The organism is Yeosuana marina (assembly GCF_011762485.1).
In the GTDB taxonomy this organism is placed as follows: Bacteria; Bacteroidota; Bacteroidia; order Flavobacteriales; family Flavobacteriaceae; genus Yeosuana; species Yeosuana marina.
The window spans coordinates 65,706-87,479 of the sequence record NZ_JAAKGI010000046.1 but is presented as its reverse complement, the minus strand read 5'-3'; the positions used below and the strand labels follow the sequence as shown (position 1 = coordinate 87,479).

Below are 21,774 nucleotides of genomic sequence, written 5' to 3'. Positions count from 1 at the left end.
AAAAAATCAAATTCATTTAATCTAATTTATTGGTAGTAAAACGCTGAAATTAGATTTTTAAAAGGGTTTTTACAACTTTTGTTTATGTATTGCTATTACGCTCTAATATTAGATTTTTTAAAATAACGATAGTACAACTAACTAGAATAGTCTTAATTCCCTCAATAAGAAGCGTTCTATGATTATAATATTATTGGTTGTATTCAAATAATTGTATGGGGAAAATAATTACTTTGATTTTACTTTTATCGGTGTTCTTTGGTTTCTCTCAAACCAAGGAGATAGATAGTCTTTCCATAGAATTAGCATTTCAAGAATCAGATACTTCTAAAGTTGAAACGTCATTAAAACTTATTAAAAGGCTTTATGATATTAAGGATTATGATAGAGCTTTAAAGTATATTATTGAAAGTGAAAAACTTTCGATTAGCGAAAACTATACTAGAGGTATTGCTAAAGTTACCTACTACAAGTCGTTAATTTATGCAAGTAAAAATGATTATATCAATGCAGTAACTGGCTATGCCAAAGCAAAAACACTATTTAGTCAATTAAAAGATACTCTTGGAATAGCAAAAGTAAATAACAGTATTGGTTTAATTGAAATCGATAGAGGCAATTATGTTAAAGGTTTACAATACTCTTTAGCTGCCATTGACGAATTAGACAAACATCATTTGTATATTGAACTCTCTTCAGCATATAACAATGCAGCCAGAGCATATTATAAAATGAATGCTTTTGATAAAGGTATTGAATACTATTTAAAAGCACTTCAATTACAAAAACGACTAAGAAATAAGGATGGTATTATTGAATCTAATAGTCGTTTAGCAGAAATGTATTCGTTCCAAAAAGAGTATAGAAAATCTATTGAATATTATGAAACCGTCCTTGAAAATGTTGGAGATTCCAATGATTCTATTCGAGGTAATATATTACCAAAGTTAGGAGGAGAATATCTTAAGTTTAATGATTATGATACTGCTGCTAAGTATTTGCTTCAGGGTTTAAGACTTAATAGAAAATCTAATAACAAATTAGGCTTAACAATTGCATTAAACAATCTTGGTGAGTTAAATTTAAACCAAGGAAAGTTTATTACAGCAGAAGACCAACTAATGGAAGCTGGCGCACTAGCTAAATCTATTGATGACAAACCTGGTTTACTAAGGCATTATAAATTAATGAAGGCCTTAGATTCTACCAGAAACAAATTTGAAGCTGCCTTTTTATGGCAACGTAAATATTATGATTTAAAAGATAGTCTTGAAAAAAAGGACATTGATAAAGACTCCATAACCAATGCTAGTCTTGAGTTAAATCCTGATTTTGAAACTAATATTGTCAATCCAGATTCTATAAAAATTCCAAAAGGAGGAGATCTAGAAAGCAAAGAAAAATACAATCGTTTTAAATTAATATTTTATGCGTTGTTGGCTGCATTAGCTATCGTTTCAACATTTTTAGTTTTAATATTCTTAAAGCGAAATAACAGTATAAAATACACTCAAGAATTAGAAGAAAAGAATATTAAAATAGAATTACAAAACAAAGCTTTTCAAGAGCAGACAGAACATCTTGAAAATGTAAATAATGTAAAAGACAAACTATTCTCTATTGTTTCTCATGATTTAAAAGACTCGCTGTCATCCATTAATGGTTTTATAGATTTATTAAAAGATGGATCATTAACAAGAGAAGAATTTGATAATTTAATACCTGAATTAAGTGAAAATGCAAATAATGCATCGTTATTATTATTCAATTTACTTAACTGGTCTAAATCACAAATGCAATCTTTAGAACCTAATCCTAGTTTGTTTGACGTTCAAGAAGTTTTTGAAGATAAAATAAAATTAATTGAACAACGGTTAGAAAGCAAAGGTATTGATTTAATAGACCATTCATTACGTGATTTTGCCTATGCAGATAAAAGTATGTTTGAAATAGTCATTCAAAATCTACTGGCCAATGCTACAAAATTCTGTAAAAAAGGGGATTCTATTACAATTTCAAATCATATTAGTAACGGAAGTTGTATTATAAGTGTTGCTGATACAGGTGTTGGCATCTCTAAAGAAAATATAGATAAACTTTTTAAAAGTAATTCCTTTAGCACCATTGGCACTAAAAATGAAAAAGGAACAGGTCTTGGTTTATCAATTTGTAAAGAATTGGTAGAATTAAACCATGGTAAAATATGGGTAGAAAGTAATTTAAATGTTGGTAGTACTTTTTATGTACAACTTCCAAAATCTAAACCGGTATAAGTCTAAGCCTTTGGCAAAAACACTTCAGCCATCATACATCTTGCACTTCCACCACCACAAGTTTCTATGGTTTCTAAAGAACTAGATATAATACTTGTATTATGTTTATTTAAAGTTTCTAGTTGAGTTTTTGATAATGAATCATAAGCTGATTGGCTCATAATTAAATATAAGTCACCATTTACACCTTTTACTTGTAACATATTACCAGCAAAATTATTGACTTGAGCTTCCGTAATATCAATAATTGTTTTACTATCTTCTTTTAAGTGCTTGATAACATTTTTACGTTCTTTTTTATCATCAATACTAGATAAACAAATAACAGCGAATGTTTCTCCAAGGCACATCATAACATTGGTATGGTATATGGCTTTTCGTTCTCCATTAACCGTTTGATTTGCTGTAAAAATTACTGGCGTATATTCAAAATCTTCACAAAACTCAATCAACAAATCTTCATCTGCTCTTGGTGATAACGCACAATAGGCTTTTCTATGAACTCTATCCAACAACAAACTACCCGTTCCTTCAAGAAAAATAGATTCATCCTCGGCACTTGTATAATCAATAATATTGTGAATAATAAAACCTGATTTCTCTAAAGTTTCTAAAATATCTTCACGACGCTCTAAACGTCGATTTTCGGCAAACATGGGATATAAACCAACAGTACCGTTTTCATGAAAAGACACCCAATTATTTGGGAAAATAGAATCTGGCGTATCACTCTCTTTTATATCATTAACTACAATTACATTGACACCTTTATTTTGAAGCTTTTCAACAAAGTCATCAAATTCCTTTTGTGCTTTAGCATTAACTGCTGCTGGCAATAAACTATTTAATTCCTTTTGGTAATAATTATTGACGGCTGTTTGTTCATTCATCCTAAAGTTAACAGGACGAACCATTAAAATTGTATTTGTAGTTTGTTGCATTAATGAAAATTTTATGATGCAAAAGTAAAACTAATTGTTTTGATAAGTAGAATTTAAAGATCTCTTTTTGCAACTTCACAAAACTCAATCTCTAATCAACGGCAGTGTAGAACAACGTAACAAGCCTTCTTGTTTGGCTATTTCTGCATAAGGTACTTCTTCAACGGTAAAACCTTGCTCACGTAACCATGTGTTTAAACGTGTGAAATTTTGTTCAGAAATAATAACGCTTTCAGAAATTGAAAACACATTACTGTTCATATTATACATTTCCTCTTTAGTGATTTCAAAAATATTGTCTTTGCCAAAAAAGTCTACTAGCCATTCATATTCCCGTTCTATTAGAAATCCATTTTTATGAAGAATCGCTTTACCTTTTCCTATAGGTTGAAAACAACAATCTAAATGAAGTGCATTTTCCTTTGGATCTGTATTTGATTTTCTCAATTCGAAACTCTTAACCGTTTTGTTTGGAAACAACTCCTGTATAGCAATTACCGCATCCATATTAGTTCTGGCGGTAATATAATCTGCATAATCGTCACTAGAGTAAGTCCCTATAAATATATAGTCATTCCAGGGCATAACATCGCCTCCTTCAGCATGACATTCTTCAGGTAAAATAATCCTATTTTCAGGTGCTATTTGATTCCACAAATAATCAATAGCATGAATTTCTTCATCTCTATTGGGCAAAATATTAGCTCTTATAATTTTATCTTCTATGACAAATGCTATATCGCGTGAAAAAATTTGATTACAATCTTTTATCACTTCTGGCCGATATACCTGAACGTCATACTTTTTAAAAACAGCAGCAACAGATTCCATTTCCAAAATCATATCGGCTTCTTTTGGATACGTCCCTGCTTTTACATGCTGAATACTTTTAGGATCATAACAATCTTCTACTTTGGGTACTGGCCCATTGCTCTCTGCGGTTCCTAAAACAACAGCACGCAAACGTGATGTTTCATTTTTTATATTTAGTTTTATCATAGAGCTAAGATAAAAAAAGCTTCATATAAAATATGAAGCCTTTGATATAATTATAAAGTAAATTTATCTTTTATCAACCTCAACAAAAGACCTTTCAGTAGCTCCAACATAAAGTTGTCTTGGTCTTCCTATAGGTTCATTATTCAATCTCATTTCTCTCCATTGTGCAATCCAACCAGGTAAGCGACCTAATGCGAACATAACGGTAAACATATCAGTTGGTATACCCATAGCTCTATAAATAATTCCAGAATAAAAATCTACATTTGGATATAATTTACGATCTACAAAGTAAGGGTCTTTTAAGGCTTCTTGTTCTAATCCTTTTGCAATATCTAAAATTGGATCTTCAATACCTAAATCTTCTAATACTTCATCTGCTGCTTTCTTAATAATTCTTGCTCTAGGATCGAAATTTTTATAAACTCTATGACCAAATCCCATTAATCTGAATGGATCATTTTTATCTTTGGCTTTAGCCATATACTTTTTAGTATCACCATCATCTGCCTTAATAGCTTCAAGCATTTCTAAAACGGCTTGGTTAGCACCTCCATGAAGCGGTCCCCAAAGTGCGGAAATCCCTGCAGAAAGCGAGGCAAATAATCCGGCATGAGAAGACCCTACTATTCTTACTGTAGAGGTAGAGCAATTTTGTTCGTGATCTGCATGGAGAATTAATAATTTATCTAAAGCCTCAATTAATACTTTATTTTGAACATAATCTTCATTAGGTTGTTTAAACATCATTTTTAAGACATTTTCTACATATCCTATATTTTTTTCTCCGTAATCTAATGGTAATCCATTCTTTTTTCTAAGCGTCCAAGCTACAAGAACAGGGAATTTCCCCATAATCTTAACAATAGCTTTATACATATCTTCTTCAGAATTGACATTTACTGAAGATGGGTTGAATGCAGTCAAAGCACTAGTAAGTGAGGACAAAACTCCCATTGGATGTGCCGTTTTTGGAAACGCATCTAATATTTTTTTAACATCTTCATCTACAACAGACTGAGCCTTAATATCATTATGGAACTTAAGATTTTGTTCTTGTGTTGGTAGTTCTCCAAAAATTAAAAGGTATGCTACTTCCAAAAAATCAGCTTTTTCAGCTAATTCTTCAATAGAATAGCCTCTATATCTTAAAATACCTTTTTCACCGTCCAAAAATGTTATAGCACTTTCGCAAGAACCTGTATTTTTAAAACCAGAGTCTAATGTGATAATTCCTTTAGTACTATTTCGTAAACTAGAAATATCAATTGCAGTTTCATTTTCTGTTCCTGATTTTAATGGAAAATCATATTTTTGACCATTTAATTCTAAAGTAGCTTTTTCTGACATAAATAATAAAATTAATTTTTCTTTTTTTGCGGAATGCTAATTTACGAAAATAACCACTATAATTATATTTACTAACTATAATTATTGGTTAAATTTTATACAAAAAAAGCATTTATTAAAAATAAATGCTTTTGCTAAAAATATTTAAAAAATCAAATTGTTTGTTTACTTATTCTTAAATGAAAGGCAACCATTAATTTTTTGCTTTTACCATCTCTTCTAACATTTCTGTTGTAATTGATTTAGGCCTTTCTAATGAATATCCTAAAGCTCTATCCCAAATGATATTTGATAATACACCAAATGATCTTCCAATAGAAAATAATACCGTATAGAAATCATATTGGGTCACACCATAATGCCATTGTACAACACCTGATTGGGCATCTACATTTGGCCAAGGGTTTTTAGCTTTGCCATGTTCTTGTAAAATATCTGGAACAACCTTATATAAGGCATCAACATATTTAAATAACTCGTCATCTGGCATATGCTTTAAACAAAACTCTCTTTGAACTGTATACCTAGGGTCTGTTTTACGAAGTACGGCATGACCATATCCTGGTATTACCTGACCACTATTTAAGGTTTCCCATACGTATTTTTTCATTTCCTCATCTGACGGAATTTCACCATTCATCTGCTCTCTTAAGCCTTGTAACCATCTCAGCACTTCTTGATTTGCTAAACCGTGTAAAGGTCCTGCTAATCCATTAATCATTGCTGATGTTGCATAATAAACATCTGAAAGAGAACTAGCCACTAAATGACCTGTATGAGCACTTACGTTTCCACTTTCATGATCTGCATGAATAATAAAATACATTCTTGCAACATCATCATATGGTTTATCTTTTCCCATCATGTAAGCAAAATTTCCACCAAGATCTAATGAAGGATCCGGATAGCGATGCCCTTTTTCAGGATGGTAAAGTTTGTTATAAATATAAGCACCGATTAAAGGCATTTTAGCAAGCAGATTTGTTGCATCTTCGTATGTACAACTCCAATAATCCATTTTACTCATTCCTTTTTTATAACTCGTATTAAAATGAGATTCTCTTTCTAAACTCATCACTGCAGCCGACAAAATAGCCATTGGGTGACTGTTGCTAGGAAACGCATCAATAACATCCCAAACATATCGTGGTATAAATCTTCTGTTTTTAAAATCAACCATTAAATATTTGACTTCTTCTTTAGTAGGCATTTCTCCAGTAAGTAATAAATAATATAGTCCTTCTACATAAGGCATATCTGCTCCTTCTGGCTTTGGTAGTTTCTCTAAAACTTCTGGTAATGTAAATCCTCTATAACGAATTCCTTCAAGAGGGTCTAAATAAGAGATATCTGTAACCAGACTTTTGATTCCTCGCATTCCGCCAATAACTTGAGCAACCGTTACATGATCAATAATTGTATCTCCGTGCTCTTCTAAAAGTTTAGCAGTTCTGGGTCTATGTTCCTGAATCTTAGCGTATAATTTGTCCTTTAAATTATTCATTATGTTAGTTTGTTTGTTTATCCCAAAGAGTTTATCTTCTAAATTTATTATATAATTAAGATTTAAAACATGACTTATGTCACTAAACAACAGATAAGTAACAATTGTTACATATGACCTAAATGAAAAATAAGAACATAAAAAAAGCCAAATTCAAATGAATTTGGCTTTTTTTAAAATATAGTGTATTACTTTTATTTTATTTTAAAAGCATTTTCTTGCGGAAAATAAGCTGTTTCACCAAGTTCTTCTTCTATACGAAGTAATTGGTTGTATTTAGCCATACGGTCACTACGTGATGCAGAACCTGTTTTAATTTGTCCACAATTCAATGCTACAGCTAAATCAGCAATAGTATTATCTTCAGTTTCACCTGAACGATGCGACATTACTGTTGTATATCCAGCATTTTTAGCCATATTTACAGCGGCAATAGTTTCAGTTAAAGAACCTATTTGGTTTACTTTAATTAAGATTGAATTAGCAATACCTTCTTCAATACCTCGAGATAAACGCTCAACATTAGTAACAAATAAATCATCACCAACTAGTTGGACTTTATCACCAACAAGTTCGGTTAAATATTTCCAACCTTCCCAATCGTTCTCATCCATACCATCTTCTATTGAAATGATTGGATATTTAGATACCAATTCTGATAAATAATCTGCTTGTTCTTTTGATGTTCTTACAACACCTGTATCACCTTCAAATTTTTTGTAGTTATATTTTCCGTTTTCGTAGAATTCAGCAGAAGCACAATCTAAAGCAATCTTAACTTCTTCTCCAAATTTATATCCAGCGTTATTAACAGCTTTTGCAATAGTTTCAATAGCGTCTTCAGTACCGTCAAGCGTTGGTGCAAAACCACCTTCATCACCTACAGCAGTACTTAAGTTTCTATCGTGTAATACTTTTTTAAGATTATGGAAAATTTCAGTTCCCATTTGCATAGCATGTGTAAAGTTTTTAGCTTTTACAGGCATAATCATAAACTCTTGAAACGCAATAGGCGCATCACTATGAGAACCTCCATTAATAATGTTCATCATTGGTACTGGAAGCGTGTTTGCTGAAACCCCACCAACGTATCGGTATAATGGCAACCCTAACTCTCCAGCAGCAGCTTTAGCAACCGCTAAAGACACTCCTAAAATAGCGTTAGCACCTAATTTAGATTTATTTTTTGTACCATCTAAATCAATCATCATTTGATCGATTAAGTTCTGTTCGAATACAGATGTTCCTAATAATTCTGGAGCGATAATAGAATTTACGTTATCAACTGCTTTTAAAACACCTTTTCCCATATAAGCTTTTCCACCATCTCTTAATTCAACGGCTTCGTGCTCTCCTGTAGAAGCTCCAGATGGTACTGCAGCTCTTCCTAAAACATCATTTTCTGTAACAACATCTACTTCAACAGTAGGATTTCCTCTAGAATCTAGAATTTGTCTAGCATGGATATTAATTATTATACTCATAAGTACTATTTTTAAACTTTTTATTATTCAAATTTACGGTTTAATCTTCTTTTAATTTACCTATTTTTAAAGAATTACACAAATTAAAGTCTATAACGTTTTAGTAACACAAAAGCCTTAAAAATTATTTAGGTTTTTAAGGCTTTTAGTTAATTATTTTTAATGTTTTCAATAAACTGATCAAAAAGATAAGACGAATCATGTGGTCCTGGACTAGCCTCTGGATGATATTGTACTGAAAAACAGTTTTTAGATTTCATTGCTAAACCAGCAACTGTATGATCATTTAAGTGGACATGTGTAACTTCTAAATCTAGATTCGATTCTGCTTCTTCTCTATTAACGGCAAAGCCATGATTTTGAGAAGTAATTTCACCTTTTCCAGTTTTTAAATTTTTTACAGGATGATTTATCCCCCTATGGCCATTATGCATTTTATAAGTTGAAACCCCGTTGGCAAGTGCTATAACTTGATGTCCCAAGCAAATTCCAAAAAGAGGTAAATCTCGTTTTATAATTTCTTTTGCTAAAGCTTGAGCTTCAACCAATGGCTCTGGATCTCCTGGTCCATTTGATAAAAAATAACCATCTGGATTAAAAGATTCTAAATCTTCAAATGTAGCGTTGTATGGAAATACTTTGACATAAATATCTCGCTTAGCAATATTTCTAAGAATATTCTTTTTAATTCCAATATCAAGTGCAGAAACCTTATATGTTGCATTCTCATCGCCAAAATAGTAAGGCTCTTTTGTAGACACTTTTGAAGCTAATTCCAAGCCATTCATACTAGGAAATTCAGAAAGCTGTTGTTTTAATTGATCAATATTATCAACATCCGTAGTAATTACAGCATTCATGGCGCCATGATCTCTTATATAACTTACCAAAGCTCGTGTATCTACATCTGAAATAGCAAACAAGTTATTAGTGTTTAAAAAATCTTCTAATGAAGAATCGGCCGCGTCACGTGAATAATCGTAACTAAAATTTTTACAGATTAACCCAGCTATTTTAACAGAATCTGATTCGACTTCATCAGCATTAGTACCATAGTTTCCAATATGAGCATTGGTAGTTACCATGAGCTGACCAAAATAAGAAGGGTCGGTAAAAATTTCTTGATAACCGGTCATTCCAGTATTAAAACAGACTTCTCCAAAAGCTGTTCCTTGTTTGTTTCCTACAGATTTTCCATAAAAAATGGTTCCATCTGCTAATAAAATAATGGCTATTTGTCTTTTTTGGTATTTCATTTGTTTCGTAAGGTTTGGCAAAATTGCAAAAAAAAAGGATAAACTAAAAATAGTTTATCCTTTCTTTTTGGAGTTTTTTATAGAATCATAGTAGGCCAATACATCCTTGACATCAGACACCTTATTATACTTGAGCCTTCTTTTTTTAACAAATCTTTTTACCTGATTTACATATAAATCATCTATTAATTTCAATATCTCTGACTTCTTCAGTTTTATAGGAGTCATCTGTTCGCCATTACTTTTTTTGATATAAAAAGATCTATTATGAATATATTTTTTTGGATTAATATAAGTCTTTGTTAATGGGTTGATATCACCTGGAGTAATTTTTAATTTATAATTTGACAACAGAGAATAATCATCAGAAAACCAAATTAATTCAAAAAAAGTATCTCTAAACAACTCTTTATTATAATAAGATTTAAATACACTATTGTTAACTATAACTTTTTCAACCTTGTTAGCCATTGGGTTAACAATTAAAATAGAGTCATTATCCAGTTTTATTTCAAACCTTTCATTCTGTAAATTATAATTTATTAAATCAATATTAAATATCTTATCGTTTAGCCATATCTTAGCTAAATTGTTCCAGTTTTTAAAAAGATATACACTTCCCTCAATATTCTTATTAGAACTAGTTTTTCCTCGACCATATTCAATTATATTCAGCCCAAAAAGACTGTTTGATTCCTTAGAACCTATCGTAAGTCTAGATGTTCCTGGCAGACCAGTTTGAGCAAAACAACCCAAAGTCATTGTAAAGAATAAAAATAAATAATTTAATCTATACATATTAAATTATTTATTTTTATTCTTCTTCATCATTGGTTGCTTTTGGCTCTACAACTGGAGCTGCTGGTGTTTCAGTTTTACTTCCACCTCTTCTACTTCTTCTAGTTGTTTTCTTCTTAGCTTTACCTGCGTTGTAGATTTCGTTATAATCTACAAGCTCAATCATAGCCATATCAGCGTTATCACCCAAACGATTTCCAAGTTTAATAATTCTTGTATAACCTCCTGGTCTGTCTGCAACCTTAGCAGCTACATCTCTAAATAATTCTGCTACTGCTTCTTTTTGTCTTAAGCGAGACATTACAATACGTCTGTTGTGAGTTGTATCTTCTTTAGACTTAGTAATCATTGGCTCAACAAATTGTTTTAAAGCTTTTGCTTTAGCAACTGTTGTGTTAATACGTTTATGCTCTATTAATGAACATGCCATATTAGCTAACATTGATTTTCTGTGAGCAGTTTGTCTGCCTAAGTGATTTATTTTTTTTCCGTGTCTCATGACATTTGTTTTATCATCTTGCTACCAAACTCGACGTGCGAGGAGCAAAATATGATTAATTAATCTTTATCTAATTTATATTTACTTAAATCCATTCCGAAGTTAAGACCTTTAACAATTACAAGCTCTTCAAGCTCAGTTAAAGATTTTTTACCAAAATTACGGAACTTCATCAAGTCGTTTTTATTGAATGATACTAAGTCTCCTAATGTATCAACTTCTGCCGCTTTTAAACAATTTAATGCACGTACAGATAAATCCATATCAATTAACTTAGTTTTAAGCAATTGTCTCATATGAAGCGATTCTTCATCATAAGTTTCTGTTTGTGCAATTTCATCAGCTTCTAAAGTAATTCTCTCGTCTGAGAATAACATGAAATGGTGAATTAATGTTTTTGCAGCTTCGGTTAAAGCATCTTGAGGTGTAATTGATCCATCTGTGATGATTTCAAAAACTAATTTTTCATAATCAGTTTTTTGCTCAACACGATAGTTTTCAATACTATATTTTACGTTTTTTATAGGCGTATAAATAGAGTCAGTAAAAATAGTTCCTATTGGTGCAGAAGCTTTATGATTTTCTTCAGCAGGAACGTATCCTCTACCTTTTTCAATAGTTATTTCCATGTTTAAACTCACTTTAGGATCTAAATTACAGATTACTAATTCTGAATTTAAAACTTGAAATCCTGAAATAAATTTTTGGAAATCACCAGCTGTAATTTGTTCTTGTCCAGAAATTGAAATAGAAATAGATTCATTGTCTATATCTTCAATTTGTCTTTTAAAACGTACTTGTTTTAAATTTAAAATAATTTCTGTAACATCTTCTACAACACCCGAAATTGCAGAAAATTCATGATCTACACCTTCTATTCTAACCGATGTAATTGCAAATCCTTCTAAAGAAGATAATAAAACTCTTCTTAAAGCATTTCCTACTGTTAAGCCATAACCAGGTTCTAAAGGTCTAAATTCAAATTTACCTTCAAAATCGGTAGAATCAATCATGATTACTTTATCCGGCTTTTGGAAATTAAATACTGCCATACTTTTTCTTCGTTTTAATTGTTATTTAGTTGCGCGGTTTATAAGTTTGAAGAAGTACGAATAAACCCTTTAGCTAAATACCAATATTGTTAATTTATTATTTAGAATATAATTCGACAATGAATTGCTCATTAATGTTTTCTGGAATTTGAAGTCTAGAAGGCACAGAAACGTAAGTTCCTTGTTTAGTTTCATTATTCCATGTAATCCACTCATATACATGATTGGAATTTGACAATGATCTTTCAATAGCTTCTAATGATTTCGATTTCTCTCTTACAGCTACAACATCTCCTGCTTTTAATTGGTATGATGGAATGTTTACCAATTCACCATTTACCGTAATATGTCTGTGAGAAACTAATTGTCTAGCACCACTTCTAGAAGGAGCTATACCCATTCTAAAAACTACATTATCTAATCTAGATTCGCAAAGTTGTAATAACACCTCACCTGTAATTCCTTGAGCAGCTCTTGCGCTTTTAAACATATTTCTGAATTGACGCTCTAGTACACCATACGTGTATTTTGCTTTTTGCTTTTCCATTAATTGGATAGCATATTCAGATTTTTTTCCACGACGTTTATTTGCACCGTGTTGACCTGGAGGATAATTTCTTTTTTCAAAAGATTTATCTTCTCCAAAAATAGCCTCACCAAATTTACGAGCTATTTTAGTTTTAGGACCAGTATATCTTGCCATTTTAAATTGTTGTTTTAAGAGTGATTATGAATTAAGGTCTTAATCTTATCCTTCGATAATCGTTGATCTCTTGTTGATACTTGTTAATTATTTTTTTTTCAGTCTGCAAATTTACACATAAAAATTAATACCAACTGTATATTAAGTTGATATTAATTTTTAATAGTTGTGTAAACTAAACTCTTCTACGTTTTGGAGGTCTACAACCATTATGTGGTAATGGGGTAACATCGATAATTTCTGTTACTTCTATACCTGCATTATGAATAGAACGAATAGCAGATTCTCTACCATTTCCTGGTCCTTTAACGTACACTTTTACTTTCTTTAAGCCAGCTTCTTGAGCTACTTTTGAAGCGTCTTCTGCAGCTAATTGAGCAGCATAAGGAGTGTTTTTCTTAGAACCTCTAAATCCCATTTTACCAGCTGAAGACCATGAAATAACATCGCCTTTTTTATTGGTAAGTGAAATAATGATGTTGTTAAAAGAAGCAGTAACATGCGCTTCACCAACAGCATCTACAATAACTTTACGTTTTTTTGTACTTGTCTTTGCCATATTTTCTAGTTCTTAGTTGTTAGTTGATAGTCGCTAGAATCCTAAACCTTTATAATTTCAAACAGATTCCTTCCAACGTCTAATTACTAAAGACTAAATTTCTAATTATTACTTAGTTGCTTTTTTCTTGTTAGCAACAGTTTTTCTTCTACCTTTTCTGGTTCTAGAGTTGTTTTTAGTGCGTTGTCCTCTTAACGGAAGACCCGCTCTATGACGAATTCCTCTGTAACAACCTATGTCCATTAATCGCTTAATGCTTAATTGAGTTTCAGAACGCAATTCTCCCTCTATAGTAAAGGATGAAACAGCTTCACGAATGTGCCCAATTTGATCATCAGTCCAATCTTGAACTTTAATGCTTTCATCAACCTTAGCTGATGCTAAAATTTCTTTTGCTCTACTTCTACCTATCCCATAGATATAAGTTAAGGAAATAACTCCTCTTTTGTTTTTTGGTATGTCTACACCTGCAATTCTTGCCATAACTACCCTTGTCTTTGTTTGAATCTAGGATTCTTTTTATTTATTACGTAAAGTCTTCCTTTTCTGCGCACGATTTTGCAATCTGCACTTCTCTTTTTAATTGATGCTCTTACTTTCATCGTCGTATTAGTATCTATAAGTTATTCGAGCCTTAGACAAATCATAAGGACTCATTTCTAATTTTACTTTATCCCCTGGTAATAATTTTATATAATGCATACGCATCTTACCAGAGATATGCGCTGTCACAATATGACCGTTTTCTAATTCAACACGAAACATTGCATTTGATAATGCTTCTATGATGGTTCCGTCTTGTTCTATTGCTGCTTGTTTTGCCATGGTATCTCTATTTAAGCTATTGCTTTTCTATTTTTACCAGTTTTCATCAAGCCATCATAATGTCTATTTAACAAGTATGAATTTACTTGTTGCATAGTATCAATGGCTACACCTACTAAAATTATTAATGATGTTCCACCAAAAAATAACGCCCAACCTTGTTGCACTCCCATAATTTTAACTATTAAAGCTGGGAACACAGCTATAAGTGCTAAGAATATAGAACCCGGTAAGGTTATTTGCGACATTATTTTATCTAAGTACTCTGAAGTTTCTGAACCCGGACGAATACCAGGAATAAAACCTCCACTACGCTTTAAATCATCTGCCATTTTGTTAGTTGGCACTGTAATCGCAGTATAAAAATATGTAAATATTATAATTAATATAGCGAATGTAATATTATAAGCCAGTCCAAAAATATCTGCATAATTAGTTTGTAACCAAATTCCTGTTGCCGTTTCTTTTAATAACGACGATCTACCTATTAAACCAGGCACAAACATAATAGCTTGAGCAAATATAATTGGCATAACTCCAGATGCATTTAGTTTTAATGGTATGTACTGTCTTGAACCTGCTGCTATATTCTTTTCATAACTTCCAGATGCTGTTCTTCTAGCGTATTGAACTGCAATTTTTCTAACTGCCATTACTAATAATATACAAGCTAAAATAACCACAAACCAAATAACCATTTCAAAAAGAATAAGCATCACATTATTACCTTCTAATCTATTGGCTGCATTTTGAATAAACGCTGCCGGCATTCTCGCAATAATACCTACCATGATTAAAAGAGAAATACCATTACCAATACCTTTATCGGTAATTTTCTCTCCCAACCACATAGCAAAAATAGTTCCTGTTACCAATATAGTAATTGAAGAGAAATAAAACAATGGGCCAGTCCCTAGTAAAAATGCACTTTGAGGTATTCCTAAAGCTGGTAAGCTTGCTAAATAACCTGGTGCTTGCAACAAACAGATAGCAATAGTCAACCAACGTGTAATTTGATTGATTTTCTTTTGACCACTAGCGCCCTCTTTTTGTAGCTTTTGTAAATAAGGAATTGCAATTCCCATTAACTGAACTACAATAGAAGCAGAAATGTAAGGCATAATACCAAGGGCAAATACTGATGCTTTTGCAAAAGCACCACCTGTAAAAGCGTTAAGCAATCCAAGTAAGCCAGAATCAGTACTACTAGCTAAACCTTGTAGTTGCGCTTCATCAATGCCAGGTAAGGTTACCTGTGCTCCAAAACGATAAACTAAAAGTAAACCTACTGTAATAATGATTCGGTTTCTTAGCTCCTCTATTTTCCAAACATTCTTTATTGACTCTATAAATTTCATATATAATATCTTATAAAGTTACAACTTCACCACCAGCAGCTTCTATTGCAGCTTTTGCAGTTGCTGTAAACTTATGAGCAGATACTTTTAATTTAGCCTTTAATTCACCTCTTCCCATGATTTTAACCAAATCATTTTTCCCAACTAATCCTAGAGAGAATAAGGTTTCAAAATCAACTGTATCCTTAATTTTCTTATCATCAACCAATTGTTGTAAGGTATCTAAATTCACACCTTGATATTCCACACGGTTAATGTTAGTAAAACCAAATTTAGGAACACGTCTTTGAAGCGGCATCTGACCACCTTCAAAACCTATCTTTTTAGAATAACCAGAACGAGATTTAGCTCCTTTGTGACCACGTGTAGCAGTACCACCTTTACCAGAACCTTGTCCTCTACCTATTCTTTTTCCTTGATTTTTAACTGAACCTTCTGCAGGTTTTAAATTACTTAAATCCATTTCAGTATTTATTGTTATTTAATTTCTTCAACAGAAACTAAGTGATTTACTTTACTTACCATACCAAGTATACTTGATGTAGCTTCATGCTCAACAACTTGACCAATCTTTCTAAGACCAAGAGACTCTAAAGTTCTTTTTTGTCTTTGAGTACGATTGATTGCGCTTTTAACTTTAGTTACTTTTATCTTTGCCATCTCTATCTTGATTATGCGTTAAAAACTTTTTCAAGTGTAATTCCTCTATCTGTAGCTATAGTTCTTGCATCTCTTAATTGTAATAAAGCATCAAATGTAGCTTTTACAACATTGTGAGGATTTGAAGATCCTTGAGATTTTGACAATACATCATGAACCCCAACGGCTTCAAGTACTGTTCTTACAGCTCCACCAGCAATAACTCCTGTACCAGGAGCAGCAGGAATAATATTTACTCTAGCTCCACCGTATTTACCTTTTTGCTCGTGTGGCAAGGTCCCTTTTAATATAGGAATTCTAACAAGATTTTTCTTTGCATCTTCAATGGCTTTTGCAATTGCACTCGCCACATCTTTAGATTTTCCTAAACCTTGTCCTACAACACCAGCTTCATCACCAACTACCACAATTGCTGAAAAACCGAATGCTCTACCACCTTTAGTTACTTTTGTAACTCTTTGTACACCAACTAAACGATCTTTAAGATCTAATCCACCTGGTTTTACTAACTCTGCGCTTTTGTATTTTCGATACATAATTTCTTAGAATTTAAGTCCTGCTTCTCTAGCTCCTTCAGCTAATGATTTTACTCTACCATGATATAAATATCCACCTCTATCAAAAGAGATAGTTTCTACACCTGCTTTTAAAGCTTTTTCAGCAATAGCTTTTCCTACTAACGTAGCAGCTTCTGATTTGTTAACTTTTGCAGAACTAATGTCTTTATCTCTTGAAGATGCTGCACTGATTGTTTTACCAGATACATCATCAACTATTTGAGCATAAATTTCTTTATTACTTCTAAAAACAGTTAATCTTGGTCTAGCTTCTGTTCCAGAAACTATCTTACGAATTCTGTTTTTGATTCTTATTCTTCTTTCGAATTTTGTTAATGCCATAACTTACTTATTAAGCTGATTTACCTGCTTTTCTTCTTAATACTTCACCAACAAACTTAATTCCTTTTCCTTTGTAAGGTTCTGGTCTTCTAAAACCACGGATTTTCGCTGCAACTTGTCCTACAAGTTGTTTGTCGTGTGATGTTAATTTAATGATTGGGTTTTTACCTTTCTCAGTTACTGTTTCTACTTTAACTTCTGGAGCTAAATCCATAACAATATTATGAGAAAAACCTAACGCTAATTCCAATTTCTGACCTTGGTTACTAGCTCTATACCCTACTCCTACTAACTCTAATTCTTTAGTCCATCCTTTAGATACACCTTCAATCATGTTAAGCATTAAAGATCTGTAAAGACCATGTTTTGCTTTTTGGTCTTTTGAATCAGAAGAACGTGTTACTAAAACATTGCCATCTTCAACTTTAATATTTACAGAATCAAAATTTTGAGTTAGTTCTCCTAATTTTCCTTTTACTGTAACAATATCATCTTTGATATCAACTGTAACTCCATCTGGAATTGCTACTGGGTTATTACCTATTCTTGACATGTCTTATCTTTTTAGTAAACGTAACACAATACTTCTCCACCTACATTGTCTCTTTTGGCTTGTTTACCTGTCATTACTCCATGAGAAGTAGAAACAATGGCAATACCAAGACCATTAAGAATTCTAGGAAGCTCTTTTGAACTTGCGTATTTACGTAAACCTGGTTTACTTATTCTTTGAATCTTCTTGATTACAGGCTCTTTTGTTTCCTTATTGTACTTAAGAGCTATTTTAATAGTTCCTTGTACTGTGGAATCATCAAACTTGTAACTTAAAATATATCCTTGTTCGAATAATATTTTAGTGATGTCCTTTTTTAAATTAGATGCAGGTATCTCAACCACTCTATGGTTGGCACGCACTGCGTTTCTAATTCTTGTCAAATAATCCGCTATTGGATCTGTGTACATAATGCATTGATTTTGCGACTTTGGTTTTCAACCTATGTTGAACCTTAAATCTGATTATTAATATAATATTACCAACTTGCTTTTCTTACTCCAGGAATCAACCCTTGATTGGCCATTTCTCTGAACATAACACGAGAAATTCCAAAAGTTCTGATATATCCTTTTGGTCTTCCTGTTAATTTACATCTATTATGCATACGAATAGGAGATGCGTTTTTTGGCAACTTTTGTAATGCTTCATAATCGCCTGCTTCTTTTAAAGCTTTACGTTTTTCAGCATACTTAGCTACTGTTTTAGCTCTTTTTACCTCACGGGCTTTCATTGATTCTTTAGCCATATCTTAATTCTTTTGAAAAGGTAATCCTAATTCGGTTAATAATGATTTTGCTTCTTTATCTGTTTCAGCAGAGGTTACAAATGTAATATCCATACCTGAGATTTTATTGACTTTATCAATATTAATCTCTGGGAAGATAATTTGTTCGGTAATACCTAAATTGTAATTACCTCTTCCATCAAAACCTGTTGCTTTTATTCCGTTAAAATCTCTTACACGAGGTAAAGCAGTAGTAACCAATCTGTCTAAAAACTCATACATTCTATCTCCACGTAAAGTTACTTTTGCGCCAATTGGCATCCCTTTACGAAGTTTAAATGATGCAACATCCTTTTTAGATATTGTTGATATAGCTTTTTGCCCAGTTATAGTTGTTAACTCTTCTACAGCATAGTCAATTAACTTTTTATCTGCAACAGCTGCACCAACACCCTTAGATACTACTATCTTTTTAAGTTTTGGTACTTGCATTACATTACTATAACCAAATTCGTCTGTAAGAGATGCAATTACTTTGCTTTTATACTCTTCTTTAAGTCTAGGTGAATATGCCATAACTATATTACTTCATTTGATTTTGTTGAAAATCTTACTTTCTTATCGCCTTCCATTCTGTATCCAACTCTAGTTGTCTCACCTTTCGCGGTTAACAACGATAAGTTAGAAACATGAATAGGAGCTTCTTTCTCTACAATACCACCTTGAGGGTTTTGAGCACTTGGCTTTGTATGTTTTTTTACAACATTTACACCTTCAACAATGGCTTTGTTTTTATCTAATAATACCTTTTGCACTTTACCTTCAGATCCTTTATGGTCTCCAGCAATTACTTTTACGGTATCTCCTGATTTTATTTTAAACTTTGTCATCTTATTAGTCATTAAAGCACTTCTGGTGCTAATGATACAATTTTCATGAATTGTTTATCACGAAGTTCTCTAGCAACAGGACCAAATACACGTGTTCCTCTCATTTCTCCTTGCGGATTTAAAAGTACACAAGCATTGTCGTCAAATCTTATATAAGATCCGTCTGGTCTTCTTACTTCTTTTAAAGTACGTACAACTACTGCTGTAGAAACAGCACCTTTTTTAATGTTTCCATTAGGTGTTGCGTCTTTTACAGAAACTACTATTTTGTCTCCTACAGAAGCGTATCTTCTTTTAGTACCACCTAGAACACGTATTGTTAATACTTCTTTTGCTCCAGTGTTATCTGCTACCTTAAGTCTTGATTCTTGTTGTACCATAATTACTTAGCTCTTTCTATTATTTCAACTAATCTCCAACATTTAGATTTACTTAAAGGTCTTGTTTCCATGATCTTTACAGTATCACCAATGTTACAATCGTTTGTTTCATCGTGTGCAACGTATTTTTTCGTTTTTAACACGAATTTTCCATACATAGGATGTTTTACTTTTTTAACCTCAGCAACTACAATTGATTTTTGCATTTTGTTACTGGTAACAACTCCTATACGTTCTTTTCTTAAATTTCTTGTTTCCATCTTATAGCAGAATTATTGTAATTCTCTTTTAGTTAATTCTGTTGCAATTCTAGCTACAGTTCGTCTTATTGAACGTAACTGAATTGGATTTTCTAAAGGAGATATTGCATGAGCTAATTTTAGGTCTGAATAACTCTTTTTGGTTTCACTAAGTTTCTCTTGCAACTCAGCTACAGATAATTCTTTAATTTCTGATTGTTTCATAATATCAAATAAATTATGCTTCGTAATCTCTAGCGATTATAAACTTAGTTTTTACAGGTAATTTTTGAGCGGCTAAACGTAAAGCTTCTTTAGCAATATCTAACGGCACTCCTCCTACTTCAAAAAGTATTCTTCCTGGTTTAACAACTGCTACCCAATATTCAACGGCACCTTTACCTTTACCCATACGTACTTCAAGAGGTTTCTTTGTGATAGGCTTATCTGGAAATATTTTAATCCAAAGTTGCCCTTCTCTTTTCATATAACGTGTAGCGGCAATACGAGCTGCTTCAATTTGACGCGATGTTAAAAAATCTGAGTCTAATGATTTTATTCCAAAAGTTCCGTTTGAAAGTTGGTGTCCTCTTTGAGAAAGACCTTTCATACGTCCTTTTTGCTGTTTACGAAATTTTGTTCTTTTAGGCTGTAACATTTTTCTTTACTTTATAAAAAATTACTTTCTACGACGAGGTTTTGAATTTCCACCACGTCCTCCGGCTCCACCTTTTCCTTGCTTTTTGGACAATCCAACAAGAGGAGAAAGTTCTCTTTTACCATATACTTCACCCTTCATGATCCATACTTTAACACCTAATCTACCATAAGTAGTATGTGCCTCAACTAAAGCATAATCAATATCGGCTCTAAAAGTTGATAAAGGAATACGTCCTTCTTTATAGTGTTCGCTACGCGCCATTTCAGCTCCATTTAAACGACCACTAATTTGGATTTTAATTCCTTCAGCATTCATACGCATTGTAGCAGCAATAGCCATTTTTATCGCACGTCTGTAAGAAATTCTATTTTCTATTTGACGAGCAATACTTGATCCTACTAAAAATGCATCAAGTTCAGGTCTTTTAATTTCAAAAATATTAATCTGAACTTCTTTACCAGTAATTTTCTTAAGCTCTTCTTTTAACTTGTCTACCTCTTGACCGCCTTTACCAATAATGATACCTGGACGAGCCGTTGTGATAGTAACGGTTACAAGCTTTAAAGTTCTCTCAATAATTACTCTACTTACACTAGCTTTAGATAAACGTACATGTACGTATTTTCTAATTTTATCGTCTTCGGCAAGCTTATCTCCATAGTCATTACCTCCGTACCAGTTAGATTCCCATCCTCTGATAATTCCTAAGCGATTTCCGATTGGATTTGTTTTTTGTCCCATACTTCTATCTTAGCTTTGTGTGTTATTGTTAGCTCCAACTACAATTGTTACGTGGTTAGAACGTTTTCTAATTCTGTGTGCGCGACCTTGAGGTGCTGGGCGTAATCTTTTTAACATTGCGCCACCATCAACTCTAATCTCTTGTACTATTAATTCGGCTTCTTCAATATTTGCCTCTTCATTTTTAGATTGCCAGTTAGCAATTGCTGATAACAACAATTTTTCTAATTTAGATGAAGCTTCTTTTTGACTAAATTTCAAAATACTAAGCGCTTTCTCTACGCGTTCGCCTCTTACTAAATCAGCTACTAAACGCATTTTTCTTGGTGATGTAGGACAATTGTTAAGTTTAGCAAAAGCAATTTGCTTTTTCCCTTCCTTAATAGCGTCCGCCATTTGTTTTTTACGACTTCCCATTGCTTA

31 protein-coding genes are annotated in these 21,774 nt (G+C 32.3%); 1 reads left to right on the top strand and 30 read right to left on the bottom strand.

Features of this window, described 5'->3' with window-relative positions; all coding sequences use genetic code 11:
* Window positions 1–215 precede the first annotated feature (215 nt).
* A complete protein-coding gene (locus G5V56_RS18040; RefSeq protein ID WP_166967768.1) occupies window positions 216–2,273 on the top strand; it encodes a tetratricopeptide repeat-containing sensor histidine kinase in 2,058 nt (685 codons plus the stop codon).
* Window positions 2,274–2,275: 2 nt separating this feature from the next.
* On the opposite strand, the gene ctlX is transcribed toward G5V56_RS18040, so the two are convergent.
* The 30 genes from ctlX to rplV all read right to left on the bottom strand — a co-directional run bounded on the left by ctlX (window position 2,276) and on the right by rplV (window position 21,768).
* A complete protein-coding gene (gene ctlX, locus G5V56_RS18035; RefSeq protein ID WP_166967766.1) occupies window positions 2,276–3,214 on the bottom strand; it encodes a citrulline utilization hydrolase CtlX in 939 nt (312 codons plus the stop codon).
* A gap of 84 nt (window positions 3,215–3,298) precedes the next feature.
* Complete coding sequence (locus G5V56_RS18030; RefSeq protein WP_166967764.1) at window positions 3,299–4,213, bottom strand: dimethylarginine dimethylaminohydrolase family protein; 915 nt, start codon at window positions 4,211–4,213, stop codon at window positions 3,299–3,301.
* Window positions 4,214–4,276: 63 nt separating this feature from the next.
* Entirely contained in the window at window positions 4,277–5,563 is a 1,287-nt protein-coding gene (locus G5V56_RS18025; RefSeq protein WP_166967762.1) for a citrate synthase, read from the bottom strand.
* A gap of 193 nt (window positions 5,564–5,756) precedes the next feature.
* Complete coding sequence (locus G5V56_RS18020; RefSeq protein WP_166967760.1) at window positions 5,757–7,067, bottom strand: citrate (Si)-synthase; 1,311 nt, start codon at window positions 7,065–7,067, stop codon at window positions 5,757–5,759.
* 194 nt (window positions 7,068–7,261) lie between these two features.
* On the bottom strand, window positions 7,262–8,551 hold the full coding sequence (eno, locus tag G5V56_RS18015; protein WP_166967758.1) for a phosphopyruvate hydratase: 1,290 nt from the start codon (window positions 8,549–8,551) through the stop codon (window positions 7,262–7,264).
* A gap of 149 nt (window positions 8,552–8,700) precedes the next feature.
* Complete coding sequence (gene carA, locus G5V56_RS18010) at window positions 8,701–9,807, bottom strand: glutamine-hydrolyzing carbamoyl-phosphate synthase small subunit (protein ID WP_166967756.1); 1,107 nt, start codon at window positions 9,805–9,807, stop codon at window positions 8,701–8,703.
* 54 nt (window positions 9,808–9,861) lie between these two features.
* Window positions 9,862–10,605, bottom strand: a complete 744-nt coding sequence (locus G5V56_RS18005) for a hypothetical protein (RefSeq protein WP_166967754.1) — start codon at window positions 10,603–10,605, stop codon at window positions 9,862–9,864.
* A gap of 16 nt (window positions 10,606–10,621) precedes the next feature.
* Window positions 10,622–11,104 carry a 50S ribosomal protein L17 gene (gene rplQ / locus G5V56_RS18000; protein ID WP_166967752.1) on the bottom strand — a complete coding sequence of 161 codons (483 nt, stop codon included), beginning with the start codon at window positions 11,102–11,104 and terminating at the stop codon, window positions 10,622–10,624.
* A 59-nt stretch (window positions 11,105–11,163) separates the two neighbouring features.
* Complete coding sequence (locus G5V56_RS17995) at window positions 11,164–12,156, bottom strand: DNA-directed RNA polymerase subunit alpha (RefSeq protein ID WP_166967750.1); 993 nt, start codon at window positions 12,154–12,156, stop codon at window positions 11,164–11,166.
* 97 nt (window positions 12,157–12,253) lie between these two features.
* Window positions 12,254–12,859 (bottom strand): 30S ribosomal protein S4, encoded by a 606-nt coding sequence (gene rpsD / locus G5V56_RS17990; protein ID WP_166967748.1) that lies wholly within the window; start codon window positions 12,857–12,859, stop codon window positions 12,254–12,256.
* A gap of 175 nt (window positions 12,860–13,034) precedes the next feature.
* Entirely contained in the window at window positions 13,035–13,418 is a 384-nt protein-coding gene (rpsK, locus tag G5V56_RS17985; RefSeq protein WP_166967746.1) for a 30S ribosomal protein S11, read from the bottom strand.
* Between the two features lie 108 nt (window positions 13,419–13,526).
* Window positions 13,527–13,901: a 30S ribosomal protein S13 gene (rpsM, locus tag G5V56_RS17980; protein ID WP_166967744.1), complete on the bottom strand. Its 375-nt coding sequence runs from the start codon at window positions 13,899–13,901 to the stop codon at window positions 13,527–13,529.
* A 2-nt stretch (window positions 13,902–13,903) separates the two neighbouring features.
* A complete protein-coding gene (gene ykgO / locus G5V56_RS17975) occupies window positions 13,904–14,020 on the bottom strand; it encodes a type B 50S ribosomal protein L36 (RefSeq protein ID WP_010519235.1) in 117 nt (38 codons plus the stop codon).
* Between the two features lie 7 nt (window positions 14,021–14,027).
* Entirely contained in the window at window positions 14,028–14,243 is a 216-nt protein-coding gene (infA, locus tag G5V56_RS17970; protein ID WP_028289261.1) for a translation initiation factor IF-1, read from the bottom strand.
* An 11-nt stretch (window positions 14,244–14,254) separates the two neighbouring features.
* Window positions 14,255–15,601, bottom strand: a complete 1,347-nt coding sequence (secY, locus tag G5V56_RS17965; RefSeq protein ID WP_166967742.1) for a preprotein translocase subunit SecY — start codon at window positions 15,599–15,601, stop codon at window positions 14,255–14,257.
* 10 nt (window positions 15,602–15,611) lie between these two features.
* Window positions 15,612–16,064 (bottom strand): 50S ribosomal protein L15, encoded by a 453-nt coding sequence (gene rplO, locus G5V56_RS17960; RefSeq protein WP_166967741.1) that lies wholly within the window; start codon window positions 16,062–16,064, stop codon window positions 15,612–15,614.
* 14 nt (window positions 16,065–16,078) lie between these two features.
* A complete protein-coding gene (gene rpmD / locus G5V56_RS17955; protein WP_166967739.1) occupies window positions 16,079–16,261 on the bottom strand; it encodes a 50S ribosomal protein L30 in 183 nt (60 codons plus the stop codon).
* Window positions 16,262–16,272: 11 nt separating this feature from the next.
* The gene (rpsE, locus tag G5V56_RS17950; protein ID WP_166967737.1) at window positions 16,273–16,797 is read right to left on the bottom strand and encodes a 30S ribosomal protein S5; all 525 of its coding nucleotides are present in this window, start codon (window positions 16,795–16,797) and stop codon (window positions 16,273–16,275) included.
* Between the two features lie 6 nt (window positions 16,798–16,803).
* A complete protein-coding gene (rplR, locus tag G5V56_RS17945; RefSeq protein ID WP_166967735.1) occupies window positions 16,804–17,160 on the bottom strand; it encodes a 50S ribosomal protein L18 in 357 nt (118 codons plus the stop codon).
* A 10-nt stretch (window positions 17,161–17,170) separates the two neighbouring features.
* Window positions 17,171–17,713, bottom strand: a complete 543-nt coding sequence (gene rplF, locus G5V56_RS17940; RefSeq protein ID WP_166967733.1) for a 50S ribosomal protein L6 — start codon at window positions 17,711–17,713, stop codon at window positions 17,171–17,173.
* Between the two features lie 11 nt (window positions 17,714–17,724).
* Complete coding sequence (gene rpsH, locus G5V56_RS17935; protein WP_166967730.1) at window positions 17,725–18,123, bottom strand: 30S ribosomal protein S8; 399 nt, start codon at window positions 18,121–18,123, stop codon at window positions 17,725–17,727.
* 68 nt (window positions 18,124–18,191) lie between these two features.
* Window positions 18,192–18,461, bottom strand: a complete 270-nt coding sequence (rpsN, locus tag G5V56_RS17930; RefSeq protein WP_166967728.1) for a 30S ribosomal protein S14 — start codon at window positions 18,459–18,461, stop codon at window positions 18,192–18,194.
* Between the two features lie 3 nt (window positions 18,462–18,464).
* The gene (gene rplE / locus G5V56_RS17925; RefSeq protein WP_166967727.1) at window positions 18,465–19,016 is read right to left on the bottom strand and encodes a 50S ribosomal protein L5; all 552 of its coding nucleotides are present in this window, start codon (window positions 19,014–19,016) and stop codon (window positions 18,465–18,467) included.
* 2 nt (window positions 19,017–19,018) lie between these two features.
* Window positions 19,019–19,330, bottom strand: coding sequence for a 50S ribosomal protein L24 (gene rplX, locus G5V56_RS17920; protein ID WP_166967725.1), 312 nt, complete (start codon window positions 19,328–19,330; stop codon window positions 19,019–19,021).
* 11 nt (window positions 19,331–19,341) lie between these two features.
* Window positions 19,342–19,710 carry a 50S ribosomal protein L14 gene (gene rplN / locus G5V56_RS17915; protein ID WP_166967723.1) on the bottom strand — a complete coding sequence of 123 codons (369 nt, stop codon included), beginning with the start codon at window positions 19,708–19,710 and terminating at the stop codon, window positions 19,342–19,344.
* 2 nt (window positions 19,711–19,712) lie between these two features.
* Complete coding sequence (gene rpsQ / locus G5V56_RS17910; RefSeq protein ID WP_072399584.1) at window positions 19,713–19,970, bottom strand: 30S ribosomal protein S17; 258 nt, start codon at window positions 19,968–19,970, stop codon at window positions 19,713–19,715.
* Between the two features lie 12 nt (window positions 19,971–19,982).
* Complete coding sequence (gene rpmC / locus G5V56_RS17905) at window positions 19,983–20,174, bottom strand: 50S ribosomal protein L29 (RefSeq protein WP_019386275.1); 192 nt, start codon at window positions 20,172–20,174, stop codon at window positions 19,983–19,985.
* A gap of 13 nt (window positions 20,175–20,187) precedes the next feature.
* Window positions 20,188–20,607, bottom strand: coding sequence for a 50S ribosomal protein L16 (gene rplP / locus G5V56_RS17900; protein WP_166967721.1), 420 nt, complete (start codon window positions 20,605–20,607; stop codon window positions 20,188–20,190).
* 21 nt (window positions 20,608–20,628) lie between these two features.
* Window positions 20,629–21,351: a 30S ribosomal protein S3 gene (rpsC, locus tag G5V56_RS17895; RefSeq protein WP_166967719.1), complete on the bottom strand. Its 723-nt coding sequence runs from the start codon at window positions 21,349–21,351 to the stop codon at window positions 20,629–20,631.
* 9 nt (window positions 21,352–21,360) lie between these two features.
* Complete coding sequence (rplV, locus tag G5V56_RS17890) at window positions 21,361–21,768, bottom strand: 50S ribosomal protein L22 (protein ID WP_166967717.1); 408 nt, start codon at window positions 21,766–21,768, stop codon at window positions 21,361–21,363.
* Between the last annotated feature and the right edge of the window lie 6 nt (window positions 21,769–21,774).

Bases quoted from the DNA above. Each gene is read 5' to 3' on its own strand.
- G5V56_RS18040 (WP_166967768.1), top strand. From the start codon at position 216: ATGGGGAAAATAATTACTTTGATTTTACTTTTATCGGTGTTCTTTGGT.
- ctlX (WP_166967766.1), bottom strand. From the start codon at position 3,214: ATGCAACAAACTACAAATACAATTTTAATGGTTCGTCCTGTTAACTTT.
- G5V56_RS18030 (WP_166967764.1), bottom strand. From the start codon at position 4,213: ATGATAAAACTAAATATAAAAAATGAAACATCACGTTTGCGTGCTGTT.
- G5V56_RS18025 (WP_166967762.1), bottom strand. From the start codon at position 5,563: ATGTCAGAAAAAGCTACTTTAGAATTAAATGGTCAAAAATATGATTTT.
- G5V56_RS18020 (WP_166967760.1), bottom strand. From the start codon at position 7,067: ATGAATAATTTAAAGGACAAATTATACGCTAAGATTCAGGAACATAGA.
- eno (WP_166967758.1), bottom strand. From the start codon at position 8,551: ATGAGTATAATAATTAATATCCATGCTAGACAAATTCTAGATTCTAGA.
- carA (WP_166967756.1), bottom strand. From the start codon at position 9,807: ATGAAATACCAAAAAAGACAAATAGCCATTATTTTATTAGCAGATGGA.
- G5V56_RS18005 (WP_166967754.1), bottom strand. From the start codon at position 10,605: ATGTATAGATTAAATTATTTATTTTTATTCTTTACAATGACTTTGGGT.
- rplQ (WP_166967752.1), bottom strand. From the start codon at position 11,104: ATGAGACACGGAAAAAAAATAAATCACTTAGGCAGACAAACTGCTCAC.
- G5V56_RS17995 (WP_166967750.1), bottom strand. From the start codon at position 12,156: ATGGCAGTATTTAATTTCCAAAAGCCGGATAAAGTAATCATGATTGAT.
- rpsD (WP_166967748.1), bottom strand. From the start codon at position 12,859: ATGGCAAGATATACTGGTCCTAAAACTAAAATAGCTCGTAAATTTGGT.
- rpsK (WP_166967746.1), bottom strand. From the start codon at position 13,418: ATGGCAAAGACAAGTACAAAAAAACGTAAAGTTATTGTAGATGCTGTT.
- rpsM (WP_166967744.1), bottom strand. From the start codon at position 13,901: ATGGCAAGAATTGCAGGTGTAGACATACCAAAAAACAAAAGAGGAGTT.
- ykgO (WP_010519235.1), bottom strand. From the start codon at position 14,020: ATGAAAGTAAGAGCATCAATTAAAAAGAGAAGTGCAGATTGCAAAATC.
- infA (WP_028289261.1), bottom strand. From the start codon at position 14,243: ATGGCAAAACAAGCAGCAATAGAACAAGACGGAACCATCATAGAAGCA.
- secY (WP_166967742.1), bottom strand. From the start codon at position 15,601: ATGAAATTTATAGAGTCAATAAAGAATGTTTGGAAAATAGAGGAGCTA.
- rplO (WP_166967741.1), bottom strand. From the start codon at position 16,064: ATGGATTTAAGTAATTTAAAACCTGCAGAAGGTTCAGTTAAAAATCAA.
- rpmD (WP_166967739.1), bottom strand. From the start codon at position 16,261: ATGGCAAAGATAAAAGTAACTAAAGTTAAAAGCGCAATCAATCGTACT.
- rpsE (WP_166967737.1), bottom strand. From the start codon at position 16,797: ATGTATCGAAAATACAAAAGCGCAGAGTTAGTAAAACCAGGTGGATTA.
- rplR (WP_166967735.1), bottom strand. From the start codon at position 17,160: ATGGCATTAACAAAATTCGAAAGAAGAATAAGAATCAAAAACAGAATT.
- rplF (WP_166967733.1), bottom strand. From the start codon at position 17,713: ATGTCAAGAATAGGTAATAACCCAGTAGCAATTCCAGATGGAGTTACA.
- rpsH (WP_166967730.1), bottom strand. From the start codon at position 18,123: ATGTACACAGATCCAATAGCGGATTATTTGACAAGAATTAGAAACGCA.
- rpsN (WP_166967728.1), bottom strand. From the start codon at position 18,461: ATGGCTAAAGAATCAATGAAAGCCCGTGAGGTAAAAAGAGCTAAAACA.
- rplE (WP_166967727.1), bottom strand. From the start codon at position 19,016: ATGGCATATTCACCTAGACTTAAAGAAGAGTATAAAAGCAAAGTAATT.
- rplX (WP_166967725.1), bottom strand. From the start codon at position 19,330: ATGACAAAGTTTAAAATAAAATCAGGAGATACCGTAAAAGTAATTGCT.
- rplN (WP_166967723.1), bottom strand. From the start codon at position 19,710: ATGGTACAACAAGAATCAAGACTTAAGGTAGCAGATAACACTGGAGCA.
- rpsQ (WP_072399584.1), bottom strand. From the start codon at position 19,970: ATGGAAACAAGAAATTTAAGAAAAGAACGTATAGGAGTTGTTACCAGT.
- rpmC (WP_019386275.1), bottom strand. From the start codon at position 20,174: ATGAAACAATCAGAAATTAAAGAATTATCTGTAGCTGAGTTGCAAGAG.
- rplP (WP_166967721.1), bottom strand. From the start codon at position 20,607: ATGTTACAGCCTAAAAGAACAAAATTTCGTAAACAGCAAAAAGGACGT.
- rpsC (WP_166967719.1), bottom strand. From the start codon at position 21,351: ATGGGACAAAAAACAAATCCAATCGGAAATCGCTTAGGAATTATCAGA.
- rplV (WP_166967717.1), bottom strand. From the start codon at position 21,768: ATGGGAAGTCGTAAAAAACAAATGGCGGACGCTATTAAGGAAGGGAAA.